15 protein-coding genes are annotated in these 18,300 nt (G+C 66.8%); 9 read left to right on the top strand and 6 right to left on the bottom strand.

What is annotated here, in order from left to right; all coding sequences use genetic code 11:
• Window positions 1-5 precede the first annotated feature (5 nt).
• The 7 genes from FRZ61_RS19255 (at window position 6) to FRZ61_RS19225 (ending at window position 9,089) form a co-directional block, all read left to right on the top strand.
• A complete protein-coding gene (locus FRZ61_RS19255) occupies window positions 6-941 on the top strand; it encodes a putative B6 ABC transporter permease subunit 1 (RefSeq protein ID WP_151119254.1) in 936 nt (311 codons plus the stop codon).
• A gap of 83 nt (window positions 942-1,024) precedes the next feature.
• Window positions 1,025-1,834 (top strand): 4-pyridoxolactonase, encoded by an 810-nt coding sequence (pldA, locus tag FRZ61_RS19250; protein WP_151119253.1) that lies wholly within the window; start codon window positions 1,025-1,027, stop codon window positions 1,832-1,834.
• 12 nt (window positions 1,835-1,846) lie between these two features.
• On the top strand, window positions 1,847-2,488 hold the full coding sequence (locus tag FRZ61_RS19245; protein WP_151119252.1) for an FMN-binding negative transcriptional regulator: 642 nt from the start codon (window positions 1,847-1,849) through the stop codon (window positions 2,486-2,488).
• A 470-nt stretch (window positions 2,489-2,958) separates the two neighbouring features.
• Window positions 2,959-3,372, top strand: a complete 414-nt coding sequence (locus tag FRZ61_RS19240) for a molybdopterin-dependent oxidoreductase (protein ID WP_225308901.1) — start codon at window positions 2,959-2,961, stop codon at window positions 3,370-3,372.
• 13 nt (window positions 3,373-3,385) lie between these two features.
• Window positions 3,386-6,787 carry a PAS domain-containing hybrid sensor histidine kinase/response regulator gene (locus FRZ61_RS19235; RefSeq protein WP_151119250.1) on the top strand — a complete coding sequence of 1,134 codons (3,402 nt, stop codon included), beginning with the start codon at window positions 3,386-3,388 and terminating at the stop codon, window positions 6,785-6,787.
• Complete coding sequence (locus FRZ61_RS19230; RefSeq protein ID WP_151119249.1) at window positions 6,777-7,937, top strand: response regulator; 1,161 nt, start codon at window positions 6,777-6,779, stop codon at window positions 7,935-7,937. Before FRZ61_RS19235 ends, FRZ61_RS19230 begins: the two co-directional genes overlap by 11 nt.
• Before the next feature lie 141 nt (window positions 7,938-8,078).
• Window positions 8,079-9,089, top strand: coding sequence for an IS30 family transposase (locus tag FRZ61_RS19225; protein ID WP_151119248.1), 1,011 nt, complete (start codon window positions 8,079-8,081; stop codon window positions 9,087-9,089).
• A 36-nt stretch (window positions 9,090-9,125) separates the two neighbouring features.
• Here the strand turns inward: FRZ61_RS19225 and pldH are convergent, their stop codons facing one another.
• On the bottom strand, window positions 9,126-9,866 hold the full coding sequence (pldH, locus tag FRZ61_RS19220) for a pyridoxal 4-dehydrogenase, SDR-type (RefSeq protein WP_151119247.1): 741 nt from the start codon (window positions 9,864-9,866) through the stop codon (window positions 9,126-9,128).
• Between the two features lie 50 nt (window positions 9,867-9,916).
• Window positions 9,917-11,089, bottom strand: coding sequence for a pyridoxamine--pyruvate transaminase (gene ppaT, locus FRZ61_RS19215; RefSeq protein WP_151119246.1), 1,173 nt, complete (start codon window positions 11,087-11,089; stop codon window positions 9,917-9,919).
• 143 nt (window positions 11,090-11,232) lie between these two features.
• Between ppaT and FRZ61_RS19210 the strand changes: the two genes are divergently transcribed.
• Together FRZ61_RS19210 and FRZ61_RS19205 are read left to right on the top strand one after the other, a co-directional pair.
• Window positions 11,233-12,780 (top strand): GMC family oxidoreductase, encoded by a 1,548-nt coding sequence (locus FRZ61_RS19210; RefSeq protein ID WP_225308900.1) that lies wholly within the window; start codon window positions 11,233-11,235, stop codon window positions 12,778-12,780.
• A gap of 90 nt (window positions 12,781-12,870) precedes the next feature.
• Window positions 12,871-13,332: a hypothetical protein gene (locus tag FRZ61_RS19205; RefSeq protein WP_151119244.1), complete on the top strand. Its 462-nt coding sequence runs from the start codon at window positions 12,871-12,873 to the stop codon at window positions 13,330-13,332.
• A gap of 21 nt (window positions 13,333-13,353) precedes the next feature.
• Here FRZ61_RS19205 and FRZ61_RS19200 read toward each other — a convergent pair whose 3' ends face one another.
• The 4 genes from FRZ61_RS19200 to FRZ61_RS19185 all read right to left on the bottom strand — a co-directional run bounded on the left by FRZ61_RS19200 (window position 13,354) and on the right by FRZ61_RS19185 (window position 18,101).
• A complete protein-coding gene (locus FRZ61_RS19200; protein WP_151119243.1) occupies window positions 13,354-14,607 on the bottom strand; it encodes a glycosyltransferase in 1,254 nt (417 codons plus the stop codon).
• Between the two features lie 132 nt (window positions 14,608-14,739).
• Window positions 14,740-15,825, bottom strand: coding sequence for a hypothetical protein (locus FRZ61_RS19195; RefSeq protein WP_151119242.1), 1,086 nt, complete (start codon window positions 15,823-15,825; stop codon window positions 14,740-14,742).
• Window positions 15,826-15,928: 103 nt separating this feature from the next.
• Window positions 15,929-16,675, bottom strand: a complete 747-nt coding sequence (locus tag FRZ61_RS19190) for a galactosyltransferase-related protein (protein WP_191909107.1) — start codon at window positions 16,673-16,675, stop codon at window positions 15,929-15,931.
• A gap of 31 nt (window positions 16,676-16,706) precedes the next feature.
• The gene (locus FRZ61_RS19185; RefSeq protein ID WP_151119240.1) at window positions 16,707-18,101 is read right to left on the bottom strand and encodes a TolC family outer membrane protein; all 1,395 of its coding nucleotides are present in this window, start codon (window positions 18,099-18,101) and stop codon (window positions 16,707-16,709) included.
• Window positions 18,102-18,300 lie beyond the last annotated feature (199 nt).

The raw sequence follows: 18,300 nt of genomic DNA, 5'->3' as shown, positions 1-18,300 counted from the left end.
GGGCGATGCACAGCCTCTTCACCGAGCCCTTCCTGACGGCACTCCTCTTCGGCGCGATCACCGCCGGCGTGCCGCTGCTGTTCGTGGGCCTGGGCGAGCAGATCTCCGAGAAGGCCGGCGTGCTCAATATCGGCATCGAGGGCATGATGCTGTTCGGCGCCTATGCGGGCTTCGTCGCCGCCTTCTATACCGGCTCCTTCGCGCTGGGATTCGTGGTGGGCGGGCTGGGCGGGATGGCGGTCGCGGGCCTCATGGCGCTGCTCTGCGTCCGGCTCGGCATGAACCAGATCGTGATCGGCATCGGCCTGACGCTGGGGGCGGAGGGGCTGACGGCGCTGCTGCATCATTTCCAGTTCGCGCGCTCCTATCCGCGCCTGGAGAAGGCGCCGGTGCTGGAGATCCCGGGCATCAGCGAGATCCCGGTGCTGGGACCGGCGCTGTTCCATCACAACCTCATCGTCTATCTGATCGTGGCCGCGACCTTCGCCATCGGCTGGCTCTACAAGCACAGCGACATCGGCCTCAATCTCGAGGCCGCGGGCAGCAAGCCCGGCGCCCTCGATGCGGCCGGCGTCAGCGTGGTGGCGACCCGCGTGGGCGCCGTGCTCGCGACCGGATTCCTCGCCGGCATGGGCGGCGCCTATCTCGCCAATGTGGGCGCCGGCCTCTTCGTGCCCTTCATGACCAACGGCGCCGGCTTCATCGGCATCGTGCTGGCGATGCTGGCGCGCGGCAAACCCTATTGGGTGCTGCTGGGGGCGCTGATCTTCGGCATCAGCCTGGCCATGACCACAGCGCTGCAGGTGGCGGGGCTGAACATCCCGACCGACGTGGTGCAGATGCTGCCCTTCGCCATGGTGATCCTGGTGCTGGTGATCTTCGGCCGGCACAGCGTGCTGCCGGCGGCGCTGGGACTGCCCTATGTCCGGGGCGAGCGCTAGGCTAGGCTATGGGACTGAACCGCCTGGGCGGCCGGACGGGCCGGTAAGAAGAGGCGGGGTCGCGAGAGAGGGAGGACGAGGCGATGACGGACACCAAGGTTTACCTGCTCGATGGCGGCACGCTGGTGATCGACGGGTTCCATGCGTTCTGGAACCGGGGCCCCGCGGGCGAGCTTCGCTTCCCCTGCTACGCCGTGCTGATCGAGCATAAGGACGGGCGCTATATCTTCGACACCGGGTACGACCATGCCCATGTGATGCGGGTGCTGCCCTTCGAGAAGCCGTTGCAGACCCCGGAACAGACCATCCCGGGGGCGCTGGCCAAGATCGGGCTCAAGCCGACCGACATCAACTATGTCATCAACTCGCACTATCACTTCGATCATTGCGGCGGAAACAAGCATCTGAGCAAGGCCTGCACCGTCTGCCACGCCAAGGAGCTCGAGGCTTCGACCAAGCATCAGCCCTTCGAGCATCTGGGCTATTCCGACATGACCTTCGCGCCGCAGCTCGCGAAGCAGGCGGGCAAGGCGCTGCCGCCGGACGAGCCCGCGCTCGACATGTACACGCCGAAGTTCGAGACGATCACGGGCGACCAGGAGATCGCCAAGGGCCTCTGGCTGCTCGAGACGCCGGGCCATACCGCCGGCCATTACAGCCTGATGGTCGAGCTGAAGAACCGGCGCCCGATGCTGTTCACGGCCGATGCCTGCTACAGCCAGAAGAACATGGACATGAACTGCATCTCGAGCTTCCACCTCGACCCGACGGCGAGCCTGAAGTCGATGCACCGGCTGAAGGCGCTGGCCGAGAAGCACAATGCCGAGCTGTTCTACAGCCACGATCCCGACAGCTTCCCGAATTACGTCAAGGCGCCGGGCTATTACTCATAGGATGGGAGCGCGATGTACAACCCGCCCCTTTTCCGCGAGGACGACCCCGCCGTCCTTCATGCGCTGATACGGGCGGCGCGCCTCTGCAACTTCGTCACGGCGACACCCGACGGCCCGGTCGCCTCGCCGCTGCCGATGCTGCTCGACGAGAAGGAAGGCGAGCGGGGCGTGCTCTATGGCCATCTCGCCCGGGCCAATCCCCATTGGAAGCTGCCGCCGCTCGGCGAGGCGCTGGCGATCTTCATGGGCCCGGACGCCTATATCACGCCCTCCTGGTACGCGTCGAAGCAGGAGCATGGCAAGGTGGTGCCGACCTGGAACTACGCGGCCGTGCATGCTTATGGCACCGTCGAGTTCTTCGAGGACGAGAACCGCCTGCTCGATCTCGTGACGAGATTGACGGCGCTTCATGAAAAGCCGCGGGCCGAGCCCTGGGCCGTCACGGACGCGCCGGAGGCCTTCATCCGGCAGCAGCTGCGCGCGATCGTCGGCATCCGCATGCCGATCGGGCGTCTCGAGGGCAAGCTCAAGATGAGCCAGAACCGCAGCGCGGCCGATCGCGCCGGCGTGGTCCAGGGCCTCGCCGCCAGCGACCGGGCGACGGACCGTGCCGTCGCCGGCCTCATTCCGCTCGAGACGGATTCCGCGACCTGAAATATCGGTCAGGGGTCGCTGCCGCGCGTCGGCATCGTCGCACGACAATGGTCCGGCATCCCTGACTTGCGGTTCAATCTCCGCGAGTAACCCTACGGCTGCCCAGGACTATGGTCCCGTGCCGCGCTCGGGAACCGGTATAATCCCGGCCGAAGACGGCAAAGGATTGTTTGTCTTCAACCGCCTATTCGCTCCCGGCGCGGTTGTTACAGCCTGCTTTCATTCCCTCCCGACGGCTCGGCGTCGTTTTCGCGACGCGCTCGGGTAGAATTAATCATTTGGCTTATCGGACAAAAATCGAAGCCCATGGCCGTTGGCGCGCTGGATAAGAGCACCCTTCAGATGGCAATTTCCCCGGAGCCGACTGCAAGGAGCTCCCTCGGATGTTTCGTCTGTTGTGCAGCCTAGGTCTTCTGGTTTGCCTTGCCGTTGCTACCCCGGCATTGGCGCTCGACCCGCCTGCCGGGAAAGTGGTCCTGACCATCCGCGGCAACGTCGCCCAGACCAATGCAGCCGACGGCGCCCGGCTCGACATGGCGATGCTGGAGAGCCTGCCCCAGCAGGAGCTGACGGTACATACGCCCTGGTATCCGCAGCCCGTGACCTTGACGGGCCCCCTGCTGCGCGACGTCCTCTCTCTGGTCGGCGCGACCGGCCAGGAACTGAAGGCTTCCGCCATCGACGACTACACCGTCGAGATCCCGATCTCCGATACCCAAGACTATGACGTGATCGTGGCGACCAAGATGAATGGCAAGCCGATGGCGGTGCGCGACAACGGGCCGCTCTTCGTGATGTATCCGCTCGACAGCAACCCCGCGCTGCGCACCAAGCTCATCCTCGATCGCTGCATCTGGCAACTCAACGCCATCGTTGTCGAGTAGGCAGACGGCCGTGATGCGACGCCTCACTCCGCCGCTGGTCCTGCTGGCGCTCTTTGTCGTCTTCGGAATCATCGCCTATGTGCAGTACACGCAGCTCGACCGGCTGCGCAATCCGGACGATACGCGCGACACCGTCGGCTGGCAGGCCGATCGCAGCGCGCGGGAGTATCTGCGCTTCCGGGAAGCGCTGGGGCACAATATCGATACCGGGCAGATCGACCTGGAAACGCTGCAGATGCGCTATGAGGTGCTCATCAGCCGCATCGAGCTCAGCCGCAACATGAACAACCAGCATCTGCCGGAAGATGCCGGGATCTATGAAGAGTCGATCACCAGCATGCTGGCCTTCGTGCCCTATGGCGACAGCTTCTTCGGCCCGAGCCCCACGCGGCAAATCACCCTCGACTCGCTGAAGGAGTTCTATGGCCGGCTCTACGAGCTGCAGAAACCCTTCGAGCTGATGACGCAGGTGGCGACGCACTATATCAGCCAGCAGATGCACGAGCGCAGCCTCGAGGTCCGCCGCCAGATCATCCTCAGCGCGCTGCTGACGCTGTTCCAGTGCCTGCTGACCATGCTGTTCGCCATCCTCATGGTGCGCCAGGTCCGCAAATCGTCCGCGGCCCAGGCCGAGCGGCTGGCGGTGCAGGCCCAGCTGGTGGAGACCCTGCGCCGGTCCGAGGAGGATCTCGAGAAACGGGTGCAGCAGCGCACCCAGGAGCTGGAGGCCGCCAACCGGAGCCTGCGCCAGAACGAGGCCACCATCGCCGACCAGATGGCCTTCCAGCGGCTGCTGCTCGACACCATTCCCGTACCGATCTGGTACAAGGACACGGAGGGACGCTACCTCGGGGTCAATCTGGCCTATGAGGAGATCGTGGGCCGGAAGCGCGACGACATCATGGGCAAGCGCGCGATCGATCTGCTGCAGATCCCGGAACCCGAACGCCAGCGCTATCACGAAGAGGATATGGAGGTCATCCGCGGCGTCGACTGCGACAGGGTCGGCGTCCGGGTGCCGCTGGCGGACGGGAAGCTCCATGACACGATGAGCTGGCGGCGCACCTTCTACCGGGGCGACGGGTCGATCGGCGGGTTGATCGGCACCTTCGTCGACATCACGCCCCAGAAGGAGAGCGAGCGCGCCACGCTCGAGGCGAAGAAGGCCGCCGAATCGGCGTCGCTGATGAAATCGACCTTCCTCGCGAACATGAGCCACGAGATCCGCACGCCGATGAACGCCATCATCGGGATGGCGCATCTGGCCTTGAACACGGAGCTGACGACGCGCCAGCGGCATTATCTCGAGAAGATCCAGCAATCCGGCCAGCATCTGCTGGCCCTCATCAACGACATTCTCGATTTCTCGAAGGTCGAGGCGGGCAAGCTCGCCATCGAGCAAACCGATTTCGAGCTGGCCACCGTGCTGGGAACCGTCGCCAACCAGGTCACCGACAAGGCCAACGCCAAGGGGCTCGAGCTCGTCTTCGATCTGGCGCGCGATGTGCCCACCATGCTGGTCGGCGACCCGCTGCGCCTGGGGCAGATCCTGATCAATTATGCCAACAATGCCGTCAAGTTCACGAAGAGCGGCGAGATCGACGTCGCCATCCGCCTCGAGCAGCGAGACGGGAACGGCGTCCTGCTCCATTTCGCGGTGAAGGATACCGGCATCGGCCTGACGGAGGAGCAGAAGGCCAATCTCTTCCAATCCTTCCAGCAGGGCGACATCTCCACCACGCGTCAATATGGTGGCACCGGGCTGGGACTCGCGATCTCGAAGAAGCTGGCCGAGCTGATGGGCGGCGAGGTCGGCGTCGAGAGCGAGTATGGCAAGGGCAGCACCTTCTGGTTCACCGCCCGCTTCGGCGTCAGCCTGGTGCAGGCAAACCTGCCGGCCGCCGGCGCCAAGCTGCGCGGCACCCGTATCCTCGTCGTGGACGACAACGACAATGCCCGGCTGGTGATGACGGACCTCCTGGCGAGCATGACCTTCGTGGGGCACGGGGTCGATTCCGGACCGGCGGCGCTGGTGGCGTTGAAGGCTTCGGCCGAGGCTGGCCAGCCTTACGATCTCGTCATTCTCGACTGGCAGATGCCGGACATGGACGGGCTCGAGGCGGCGCGGCAGATCGCGGGCCTGGGGCTGGCGAAGATGCCGCGCCTGATCATGGCGACGGCCTACGGGCTGGCGCCCGATCTGCTGGAGGATGCCAAGGCCGCCAACATCGCCGGGCTCCTGTCCAAGCCGGTGACCGCTTCCGCCCTCTTCGAGAGCATCATGCGGGCCCTGGGCACGGAACATGCGGACCGTGCCGACGGCGACGATCCCGAGATCTATCGCCGGAAACTCGCCCCCATGCAGGGCGCCCGCGTCCTGCTGGTGGAGGACAACGAGATGAACCAGGAGATCGCGACCGAGCTCCTGGCCGATGTCGGCATGATGGTGGATGTCGCGGTGCATGGCGAGGATGCGCTGCGCCTGCTCCAGGGGGCCGAGTACGATCTCGTGCTCATGGACATGCAGATGCCGGTCATGGACGGGATCGCCGCCGCGATCGAGATCCGAAAGGATCCCCGGCTCCAGGCGCTGCCGATCGTGGCCATGACCGCCAACGCCATGGAGGCCGATCGCGAGCGCTGCCTCGAGGCGGGCATGAACGACTTCCTGGCCAAGCCCTTCGAGCCGGTGGATCTCTGGACGATCCTGCTGAAATGGGTGGCGCCCCGCGACGATCTGCGTGGTGCCGCCGTTGTCTCCGACCGGGCGGACGGAAAGCTCGACCGATCGACCCTGGCGGTTACCAATCTGCGCGTCGACGGGCTCGATACCCGCACCGGGTTGCGGCGGGTGCTCGGCAAGACTTCCCTCTATCTCTCGCTGCTGCGCAAGTTCACCGCCAACCAGGTGGAAACGCCCATCGCCATCCGCGCGGCGCTCGATGCGGGCGACCGGGCGACCGCCCAGCGGCTTGCCCATACGCTCAAGAGCGCGGCGGGCAATATCGGCGCCGAGACGATCCAGGCGCTCGCAGGCGCCCTCGAGGAGGCGATCCAGGCGGCACAACCCCGCCCTCTGATCGAGACGCAGATCGGCCAGCTGGGTCAGCGCTTGTCGGGCCTGATCGCCACCTTGTCGCGAAGCCTGCCGCCGGACATGTCGCCGCGGGCACCGGTGGCGGTCGACCCCATCGTGCGCGATGCCACCTGCCGGCGGCTGGCCGAGCTGCTGGCGGACGACGATTCGCGGTCGGTCACGCTGCTGAACGAGAACCGGGCGCTGCTGACCGCCGCCCTGCCGGCCCATTTCCAGCGCATCGACGACGCGGTCTCGCAATTCGATTTCGAGGAAGCCTTGCGCCTCCTCAAGGATGCCATGCAACCGTTAGAGCTGGTGGAAACCGATGACGGCTGAAATATTCGCTCCCGCCGCGACCGCGACCATCCTGGTTGTGGACGACACGCCCGACAATCTCGCTTTGATGGGCGGGTTGCTCGAGGACACCTACAAGGTGAAGCTCGCCAATAACGGCCAGCGCGCGCTCGCGATCGCCGCCGGCGAGCATGTGCCGGACCTGATCCTGCTCGACATCATGATGCCGGGCCTGGACGGTTACGAGGTCTGTCGGCGGCTGAAGGCCGATCCGCGCACCCGCCATGTGCCGGTGATCTTCCTCACCGCCAGGTCCGAGGCGGCGGACGAGCAGAAGGGGTTCGCGCTGGGCGCCGTCGACTACATCACCAAGCCGATCAACCCGCCGATCCTGATGTCGCGCGTGAGCGCGCAGCTCGCCCTCAAGGCGGCCTCGGACACGTTGCGCGACCATAATGTCTTCCTCGAATCCGAGGTGCGCCGGCGCACCAAGGAAGTGCAGGCCGTTCAGGACGTGACGATCCTGACCATGGCCTCGCTGGCCGAGACGCGCGACAACGAGACCGGCAACCACATCCGGCGCACCCAGCATTATGTCCGGGTGCTGGCGGAGCATCTGAAGCTCCATCCGCGGTTCTCGGGCTTCCTCACCGACAAGAACATCAAGCTCCTGTTCAAGTCGGCGCCGCTGCACGATATCGGCAAGGTCGGCATCCCCGACCGCATCCTGCTCAAGCCGGGACGCCTCGAGCCCGCCGAGTTCGAGATCATGAAGGCCCACCCCAAGCTCGGCTATGACGCCATCGAGCATGCCGAGAAGCAGATGGGGACTCCGGTCAAGTTCCTGGCTTTCGCCAAGGAGATCGCCTTCGGGCATCACGAGAAATGGGACGGCAGCGGCTATCCCCAGGGCCTTGCGGCCGACGCGATCCCGATCTCGGCGCGGCTGATGGCCTTGGCCGACGTCTATGACGCGCTGATCTGCCGGCGTGTCTACAAGGCGCCCATGCCGCACGAGCGCGCGCGGGAGCTCATCGTCGACGGCAAGGGCCGCCATTTCGACCCCGACGTGGTCGACGCCTTCCTGTTCCTGGAGAAGTCCTTCCAGGAGATTTCCTTCCGCTTTCAGGATTCGGATTCCGACCTCGCCGAGGCCGAAGCGCGGTTCCACAAGCTGAACGCGGCGGGGTGAGGGGACGGTTTCACCAACACGTCGACGCACCTTCCCGTCACCCCCGCGAAAGCGGGTGCCCAACTCGATCCAGCGGTGCCGGTTGAGAGGTGGATCCGCTGAGTTTTCAAACGAAGTGCAACACCAGATTAGGGTGTTGCCATGGGGAAGCACTACGAGCAGCTCTCGTCCGAAGAGCGCGCCATCATTGCCGACCTTCGTTCCAAAGGTCGCTCGATCCGCCAAATCGCTGCAGCTCTGGATCGCCCGGCATCGACGGTTAGTCGGGAACTGAAGCGCAACCGTGGCCGGCAGATCGGCTACCGGGCGGCTTACGCCCAGCAGCAGACCCGGGCCCGGCGCTGGCGCGGCTCGCGCCTGGAGCGCGACGCGCACCTGCGCCGGCAGGTGCTGGAGGGCTTGAGGAAAGGCTGGTCGCCCGAGCAGGTCTGCGGCCGGCTCGAGCGCCAGTCGGGCCGTCATCTCATCAGCCCCGAGAGCATCTATCGCTTCATCCAGGCCCAGATCACCCGCCGCCAGGACTACAGCTGGCGCCACTACCTGCCGCGCGCCAAATCCAAGCGCGGCTTTCGCGGGCGCAAGGGCGGCAGCTCCGCCCTCCACATCCAAGCCCGTGTTTCCATTGAGGAAAGGCCACCCGACGTCGAGGACCGCTCAAGTCCCGGTCACTGGGAGGCCGACCTCATGATGTTCGCTCGCTACGGCCAGGCACTCCTCACCCTGCATGAGCGATCCTCCCGCCTGCTCCTCGCCGTCAGGCCCCACGGCAAGCAGGCCGCACCGATCGCCGCCGCCATCGCCGGCCTGCTCGAACCCCTGCCCGCGACCCTGCGCCAGACCATCACCTTCGACAACGGCACCGAGTTCGCCCGCCACTACGAGCTCCATCGCCTCCACATCCAGACCTTCTTCTGCGATCCCCACGCCCCCTGGCAGAAGGGCGGCATCGAGAACGCCATCGGAAGGATGCGCCGCCGGATCCCCAGGAAAACCGATCTCGCCGCGCTCACTTCGCGCCAGATCTCAGACTTGCTCCGGGCCTACAACAACACCCCGCGCAAGTGCCTTGACTGGCGCTCCCCCGCCGAACTCTTCTGGCAGCAGCTGTTGCACTTGGAGTGTGAATCCACCTCCCCGCTTTCGCGGGGATGACGGTGTAAGTATGGCGTGCCGAGTTACCAGCGGCCGCTACCACCGCACCATGCCGGCATCGACGGCGAGGCATTGGCCGGTGACCCAGTGGGCTTCTTCCGAGGCGAGGAAGGCCACGGCCGGGACGATGTCGGCGGGGGTGCCGCGGCCCTTGATCGCCTGCAGCATCTCGACGAAATCGAAGGCGTTCTTGTGGTTGGTCTGCTGCACGCCCTCGGTGTCGGTCAGGCCCGGCGCGATCGAGTTGACCGTGATCTTGTGGCCGCCGAGCTCGGTCGCGAGCGCGCGGGTGAAGCTCAGCACCGCACCCTTCGAGGCCACGTAATGCGCCATGTTGGGCGTGCCGGCGAAGATCGAGTTCGAGCAGAAATTGACGATGCGGCCATAGCCGCCCTTGCGCATCAGGTCGGAGCTGGCGCGGCACATGAGATAGAGCCCGTCGACATTGACGCGCATGATACGGCGCCATTCCTCGAAGGTGAGCTGGTCCCATGGCGTGAAGGGCACGATCGCCGCGACATTGACGGTCACGTCGAGCTTGCCGCCCTTGTCCACGGCCGCCTTGTGCAGGGCCGTGACCGAGGCAGGGTCGCCGATGTCGGTCGCGACGCCGATGGATTTGCCGCCGATCTCCTTGGCGGTGGCTTCGGCGCCCTTGCCGTTGATGTCGGCGGCGACCACGAGGGCGCCTTCCTGGCCGAGGCGCAGCGCCACGGCCTTGCCGATGCCCTGCGCCGCCCCGGTGACGATGGCCACGCGGCCCTCGAATCGCTTCATGCTGTGGATCTCCCTGCTTTTCTAGGTTTGTCGCTTGTCGGTGGGCGGCCTCAGGCGCGGGCCTGGTCGATCACGGCGGTCGCGGCCGCCACGCCGGCGCCGACATCGGTCTTGCGGCCCAGCTTCCTGAGGGCGCCGCCCAGCGCCGTCACGGCCACCACCGCATAGATCGGCTCGGCCACCGGTCCCATATGGCCGATGCGGATGAGCTTGCCTTGCGTCTCGCCGCGTCCCGACGAGAACACCACGCCATAGAGCGCCCGCGAGGCGGCCAGGATGTCGCTGTCCTTGATGCCGTCCGGCACGCGCACGGCGGTGCAGGTCGGGGACGCGATCTCCTCCCGCGCCGCCCAGAGCGAGAGCCCCATCGCCTTGATGCCGGCGCGGCAGGCCTGGGCTGTCAGGGCGTGGCGCTTCCAGACCGCCTCCGGCCCTTCGGCCAGATAGAGATCGATGGCGCCGTCGAGCCCGTTCACCTCGGCGACCGAGGGCGTGAAGGGGAAGGGCTTGTCGTGGCGCCAGGCCTCTTTCCAGTCCAGCAGGCTCAGGATCGAGGCGCGCGGCGCCTTGGGGTTGGCCTCCATATGTTTCCAGGCCCGGTCGCTGACCGCCATGATGGTGAGGCCGGGGGCGCCGCCGAGGCATTTGCCGGGGCCGGTCACGAAGACGTCGGAGCAGCTCTCCTCGGGATGGATGTCCATGCCGGCCCAGGAGGAGACCGCATCGACCAGCATCAGCGCGTTGTGCTTGCGCACGATCTGACCGATCTCCTTGACCGGGTTGATGGTGCCGGACGGCGTGTCGTGATGGACGACCGAGACGATCTTGATGTCGGGGCGCTTGCGGAAGGCGGCCTCGACCGAAGCCGGATCGATCGCCTCGTTGTAGGGCACCTCGATCTCGAGGAGCTCCTTGTTGTAGCGCGCCGACCAGTAGCCGAACCCCTTGCCATAGACGCCCGACGCCAGGTTCAGCACCACGTCGTCGGGGCCGATCAGGGAGGCGGCCGCGGCCTCGAGGCCGGGGGCGGGCTCGCAATGGAGGATCAGGGCCGGGGTGGCGCTGCGCAGCGCCTGCGTGACCTTGCGGTTGACCGCCTCATAGAGCTCGAGGAAATGGCGGTCATAGTCGTACTCGATTGGTCTCGATAGGGCGCGCATGACGCCCGGATAGGCGGCCACCGGACCGGCCGAGAGCGTGATGATAGGTTCCTTGGTGGCCATGATGGTCCCCCTCGCCTGGAATGGGTGCGCGGGCCGTCATTGGCTCATTTTTTCCATTCGGCCTTGTGGCGGCGCCGCGCGCGATCGGACAATATCACAACTCGTTTCAGGGCGTCACCAGGGGCGGCCCGAAAGGGGAACCATTGCGAACCTTTGATTGGATCATCCTCGGCGCCGGCACCGCCGGCTCGGTGCTGGCGGCGCGGTTGAGCGAGGACCCGGAGGTCCGCGTGGCGCTGGTCGAGGCGGGGACCAGGCCGACCGATCCCAAGGTCGACGATCCGCGCGCCTGGCCGATGCTGCAGGGCACGGCCATCGACTGGAATTTCGCGACGGTGCCGCAGCGCCATTCGGCGAACCGCGTCCATGCCTGGGCGCGCGGCCGCGTGCGGGGCGGATCCAGCACCATCAATGCCATGGCCCATGTGCGCGGCCATCCCCGCGATTTCGACGATTGGGGAGCCGGCTGGCGCTACCGCGATCTGCTGCCCTATTTCATCCGCTCCGAGGATTGGCAGGGGGCGCCCTCGCGCTATCACGGGACGGGCGGGCCCGTCCATGTGATGACGCCCTCAGAGCCCCACCCGATCACCCGCGCCTATATGGCGGCGGGCGAGGAGATCGGCCTGACGCCGACGGACGAGCATAACGGGTCGCGCATGGCGGGCCCGACGCTCAACAGCCTGACGATCAAGGACGGCCGGCGCCAGACCATCGCCGATGCCTATCTGACGGCGTCCGTGCTGGCACGCTCCAATCTCCACCTGCTGGAGGGGCGGGAAATCCACGGGCTGGTCTTCGACGGTCCGCAGCGCTGCCGCGGGGTCGAGCTGCGTGGCTCCGGCGGCACGGAGCAACTCTCGGCGGATCGCGGTCTCGTCCTGGCCACCGGCGCGATCGGCTCGCCCACGTTGCTGCTGCACGCCGGAATCGGGCCGGCCGACGAGCTCAAGGCGCTGGGCATTCCGGTGCGGCTCGATCTGCCGGGCGTCGGACGCAACCTGCATGACCATCTGCTCTCGGGCGGCAATGTCTATCGCGCGCGCCGCCCGGTGCCGCCCTCGCGCTACCAGAACTCGGAATCGCTCATGTATATCGAGCGACCGGGGGCGGCACCCGGCTCGGTGCCCGAGCTGGTGCTGGCCTGCGTGATCGCGCCGGTGGTGACGGAATGTTTTTCGGCACCGGCCTATGGCGAGGCCTACACGCTGATGTTCGGCTTCACCCATCCCAAGAGCCGCGGCTCGATCCGCCTCGCCTCGGCCGATCCGCAAGTGCCGCCGCTGATCGATCCCAACTACCTGGCCGAGGCGTACGACCGGCAGGCCTATCTCGACGCGCTGGATCGGGCGCAGGCGGTGGGCGGCGCCCGGTCGCTGGCCGATTGGCGTGACGCGGAGCTGCTGCCGGGGCCGTCCTGCCGCAGCCAAGCGGATCGCAGCGCGTTCCTGGAGCGGGCCGCCTACACCCACCATCATCCGGTCGGCACCTGCCGCATGGGGGCGGATGCGGAGGCGGTGGTGACGCCGGAGCTCGCCTTGCGCGGGATCGAGGGACTGCATGTCATCGACGCCTCGGTCATCCCGCGCATCACCACAGGCCCGGTCAACGCCGCCATCATCGCGCTGGCCGAGCGCGCGAGCGACCTGCTGCGGGGCCGGTCGCCGCTGGCGCCCACGACATGGGCGTGAGGCGCGAGGGCATGATCGGGATGGTTCCCCCTGCAGTCAGAAGCGTTTCGAACGGCCGCGCGCCCGCCGCGACCGAAGGAGAAGGCTAAGATGCAGTTTCCCGCGCGCTCGATGAGGGGCGCCGTCGCGAGGGTCTGGCGCCGCGGTGTCGCTCTTGCGCTGGGGCTCGCGATCGCCGCTTGCAGCACGGCCGAGCCCGGTCCGGTGGCACCCATCGCTTTGCGGATCGTCAATCGCGGATCGGAGCCGATCCATTGCATGGTCAATTTCGGCCATTGGGTGACGCAGGATCTGGGCGTGATCGAAAGCAGCGACTCCAAGACCCTGCAGTTCCATCGCCAGCCGTCGGACGGCGCCCTCTATGTTCCGCGGGCCGACGGGCAGCGGCTGATGATGATCGAGAACATCTTCTGCAGCGCCCCCGACGACAGCGCGGCGAGCCGCGGACAGGTGCCGCTGCTGCCGATCCAGACGGGCCGGTCCCATCGCTATGCGAGCGTCTGCCGGTCGGGCACGCCCGTTCGATGCGAGGCGCCGGAAGAGGGCGGCTGACGGCGCTCCGGATACAGGCCGTCACCGCGGGCCCGGCGGCGGTTTCGGATCGACGCGCCGCAGCTTGCCGGTGCCTTGACCCAGCGACCATTGCCGCACGAGCCGGAACAGGGCCTCGGCGTCCCAGACACGCCAACGCGGCGCCAAGGCCGCGGCCTGCGCCTTCAGCTTCGTCATGCGGTCCGCGGCCAGCATGAGCGCGTCGATGAGCGCGGCATCGCGCTTGTAGGCAACGCCAGCAGCCTGCTTGCGGGCGATCCGTTCCGCCATCCAGGTGCCGGCGGGCACGATCGCCGGACGTTCGTGCGCGGCGGCGAAGGCGAAGGGCCCCGAGATGGTGTCGGCATAGCGCTCGCGCCGATAGGGCAGGAGCAGAAGGTCGGCGGCACGGATCAATGCCACGAAGGCATCCTCCTCGAGCCAGCCCTCGACCAGCTTCAGCGGGCGCAGCTTTTCGAGCTCCAGGAGACCCGGATCCGCTTCCGCTCTCACCTGGATGACGAAGCGCAGATCGGGGCGTTGGCGCAGGGCCTCGCGGACGATCCCGGCCAGCGGCACGCCGTTCTTTCTCGCATCCGGATCGCCGAAAATGACGAGGAGCGGTCCGTCGCCCGGCGGCAGTGCGGGCGGCGAAGCCGGCGAGGCCAGCGCGCCATAGAAGTGCGGCAGAGGTGCCAGATAGATGCCGAGATTCATCGCTCCCGCGAGACGCTGGGCGAGCCGGTGGTTGGTCGCATACGGGAAGATGCGATCCCGGCCGACCGCCTCCGCCAGCCGATCCGTCGCCAGCCGATGCGTCAGACCTTCGGCACTTCCTGGAGCCAGGGGCCGCAGCAGCCGATGGAAGCCCAGGGCGACGCGCGGGCGGTGGTCACGCTCGCGCTTGAGCAGCCATTCCGCGAGGCCGGCGATCTCCCGGGGGCGCGCCGTCGGGATCCAGATCAGGTCGGAGGCCTGCATCTCCAAGCCCGACTGATCGAGATCGGCCGCATAGAGCTGCCGGCCGGTGCGGAAGTCGTTCCAATCCCGATCGTAGATGTCTCCGTTGCCGAGCGGCTGATAGAGGGATCGCGCGAACACGGCCACAGGCCCGCCGAGGCGGGGCGCGAGCTTGGCCTCGACGGATTTCGCCGAGAAGGTGGTGAGCGAAACGCCTTCCCGGGCGCAAAGCTGAGCCAGCCCCTGGCCGAAATGGGAATGATGGCCCATGAGACGGGAGAGGCCGCTATCGAGCAGGGCAATCCTCGGACCGGAGCGCGTGTCGGCGGGTGACAAGGAGGGTTCCTGTGGCTGAGGCAGATTTTTACGCTGAAATCCCGCAAGGAAGGCGGCGGGCTTGCATCGACCGGTTTCCACCGGGGCTTCGGCGGGCGGAGCCAGGCCCTGCCCGAGGTGCTCGGGAAGGGCTCATAGAATCTCCAGGATCGCATCGGCGGCGACCGTGGCGCCATTGACGGGCACAAGCTTGCGCGCGTTCGCCGCGAGCGTTTGCCGGCGCGCCGGATCGGCGAGCTGCTCGAGATGCGAATGCAGCGTCTGCGAATCGAACGCCTTGACCGGCAGGCCGGCATCCGCCGCCGCCACATGGCGCCCGCGCCGCGCCCAATCGTCGAGCCCGCCGGCAAGCTCGATGAAGAGCGTCGGCACGCCGTGATGCAGCAGCTCCGTGGTGGAATTATAGCCGAGGGTGGAGATCGCCGCGTCGAATGCCGTCCAGCATTCGGCCATCGGCATGTAGGTGATCTCCTTGACGTCGTCCCGGTCCGTGGCCGGAATCTCCTGCCGGAGGAGAGGCGGCCTGGCGACGGCGAAGGTCCAGTTCCGCGGGCCCTGCGCTTCCGTCAAGATCCATTGCTGGACCGACTGGTACTCGGGCTTGCCGCCACCGCCGAACCCGACGAAGACGGTGAAGCCCTCGGGCGCCAGCCCCAGGCGCCGGCGCGCCTGGTCGCGGGGCAGAGCCTCGTCGCGCGAGCGGATGAGGATGGGGCCGGTATATCGCGTGCGAACGTCCGCCGGCTTGTATCCGGCGACCTCCTGCTCCTCATGCGGGATCAGGACCAGCTGGTAGACGCTCTGGATCAGCTTCGCATGGGTCGCGATCTCCGACGCGGCGTTTCGCTCGCGCGCGACGAACACCTTGCGACAGGCATAGGAATGCATCGGTATCATGTCGCCGATCTGCCCCATGGGGAAGAAATCGACCACCACCAGGTCGGGCTTGAAGTGCTTCAGCACGGCCTGGACGGAACCGCGATTGATGCGGCGGAGCTCCTCGCGCGCCGGGATGTCGAGCTCCAGGAAGTTCGCCGGCGGCGACAGCAGCTTCACCACCTGAAAGCCCTCGCGCCAGACGAGCTGGCAGGCCTCGGAATTGGTGACGAACATGATGTTGATGTCGGGTATGCGTGCCTTGAGCGCGCGCGCAATCGCCAACGTCCGGATCAGATGGCCGAGGCCATGACCGTTCGACGCATAGAAAAGGCAACGCATTCCCTGCAACCCCCGGCCCCAGCCCCGACAGGAATCCTAGCACAGAATTGGCGGAAGGCGGGGCCGATGATGGCCGGGTCGGGAGCGGCGCCGGACGGCGGTTTCAGATCCGGACCAGCACCCGTTCGGCATGCGGAATGGGCTCGCCCTTGCCGTCCGGGATCGGGCCGCGCTCGAGAACCTCGAAGCGCAGATCGTTCAGGCCGTCCTGACGGTGGGCCTGGGATGTCTGCATCGCGGCATAGTTGGCCTGGTAGAGCTTCCGGTTGACCAGATTGGCCTCGCTGCGGCCGCCATCCGGCTGGTAGCCCCGGCTGACATGGCGGATCGGCCCGAAGGTGCCGTCGCGATAGCCGATCTCGAGCCCCTCGGCCACGCAGCGGGCCCTGAGATCGAGATCCTCGTAGCCCCAGCCCCAATAGCCGTTGCTGTAGCCGTTGACGCGGCGGAACAGGGCGGTCGGAAACATCACGACGCCGCCGAAATACTTCTCGTAGTCGTGATTGATGAAGCGCTTCTCGGTGTCGTCGATCGGCACGGCTTCGGCGCCGTGCCAGAGAAGCCGCGTCGGCCGGTCCACGGGCTGATAGTCGGCCCAGATCGGCAGGTAGTCCACGTCGTGAAAGCAGACCTGCTCGGCCGAGCCCTCGTTCAGCAGGAAGCCGATATTGCGCATGGCACCCACATTGAAGGGGCGCCCGGCCTCCTGCTCCACGACCGTGATGCGATAGGGCAAGGTCCGGTCGACCTTGTCCCGCTGGAAGTAGAACGTCACATGCTGCAGGAATCGCGCCAGGGAATCGGGCCGGTCGCGATAGGGCACGATGATGGAGAGGCGAGACGCCGTCATCGGCCTTCCCGCCTCTCCCGAATCGTCGCGGCTATTGCCCGTCGCCGAAGCCCCAGAACTTGTCGTGGACTTCCTTGTAGTAGGCCTCGACATCGTAGTAGTCGACCGGGAGCCCCAGATCGCGCGCGGTGAGCCGGCCGATCGCCGATTCCACGGCATAGGCTGCCACCACCTCGTCGCGCCGGGCGCCCACCAGGCTCACCTGCGCATTCAGATATTCCTGCTCGGCATCGAGGATATCGAGCACGGTGCGGGCGCCGACATTGGCCTCGAGGCGGACGCCTTCGAGCGCGACCTTGTTCGCCTCGACCTGGGAGACGAAGGACTTGATCTGCGCCCGCGCGGTTTCGAGAGCCTGCCAGGCCTGGACCGCATTCTGCACGGCCAGGCGGCGCTGGTTCTCGAGCTCCTGGCGGCGCTGCGCCGCCACCTGCTTCGACTGGCGGACATTGGCGGCCGGCAGCCCCGCCTGATAGAGCGGCACGGTCAGCTGCAGCATGATCGAGGCCGAATCCCGGCCGGTATTGCGCGCCGACGTCTCGTCGGCGGTGCCGGCGGTCCCCACCAGGTTCAGGAAGGGCATGATCTGGCTGAAGGCCACATCGATTCCATCGTGAGCCGCCTGCTCGTTGTATTTCGCGGCGATGACGTCGGGCGTGTTCTCGGATCCGGAGACGGTCTCCTCCTCGGAGGAAGGCAGATTGGCGAGCGGCGCCGGCTGCTCCAGCGTCCCCGGGCTGTCGCCGATCACATTGACATAGACGGCGCGGGCGGCCGCGAGCTGGCCTTCCGCCTGGATGCGGGCGGCGGTCGCACCGGCCAGCCGCGCTTCGGCCTGGGCCACGTCGGTCTTGGTCAGCTCGCCGACCTCGAAGCGGGTGCGCGTCGCTTCCAGGTCGCGGCTGATCACGGTTTCCTGGTTGCGGTTGAGCTCGAGCACGGCTTCCGACTGCACCACATTCATGTAGGCGGTCACGGCCGAGAGCAGAACGTTCTGCTCGGCCGACATGAGCACCGAGCGCTGGGCCAGAATCAGGCTCTCGGCCTGGCGCAACGCCGAGGGCGTCCGCTCGCCGGTATAGAGCGGCTGCGTGATCTGGAGATCGACGCCGCGCGGCTGGAAGTCGCCTTTGGAACCGGGATCGTTATTGACCCATTCCTCGCCGACATTGCCGGTGGTGGTGACGGTCGGGCGCCAGCCCGACTTGGCTTGCGGAACGCCTTCATCGGTCGCCCGCAGCTGCGCGCGTGCGGCCTGGAGCTGGGGATTGTTGTCGTAGGCCTTGGCGAGAGCGTCGGTCAGCGTGTCCGCCGCCCGGGCCGTCTCGGCCTGGGACACCACGAGGGCCAGGGCGAGGGCTGCAAGGGGCGGCACGGACAGCGATCGGACGACAGGCCTGAAGAGGCGGGCGCGACGGCTGAGCATGGGAGCGGATTTCCTACGTATTTACCGTATTTAGGTTGCCGGGATTATGCCCGGCGGCCCCGTTTTAGCAAACCGGGATTCTCTCCCAAGGCGGGCGCCGGCCCGGCTCCGGCCGGTTTTCCTGGGGAAATCTCAGACTTAACGAGCCGGTTAGGGAAACCCGCGGGTTTCCTAAGGCCCAATCTCGGCGACATGCGGG

The organism is Hypericibacter adhaerens, assembly GCF_008728835.1.
GTDB classification, from domain to species: Bacteria; Pseudomonadota; Alphaproteobacteria; order Dongiales; family Dongiaceae; genus Hypericibacter; species Hypericibacter adhaerens.
The sequence above is the reverse complement of the archived record's forward strand: the minus strand, read 5'-3'. Positions and strand labels throughout refer to the sequence as shown.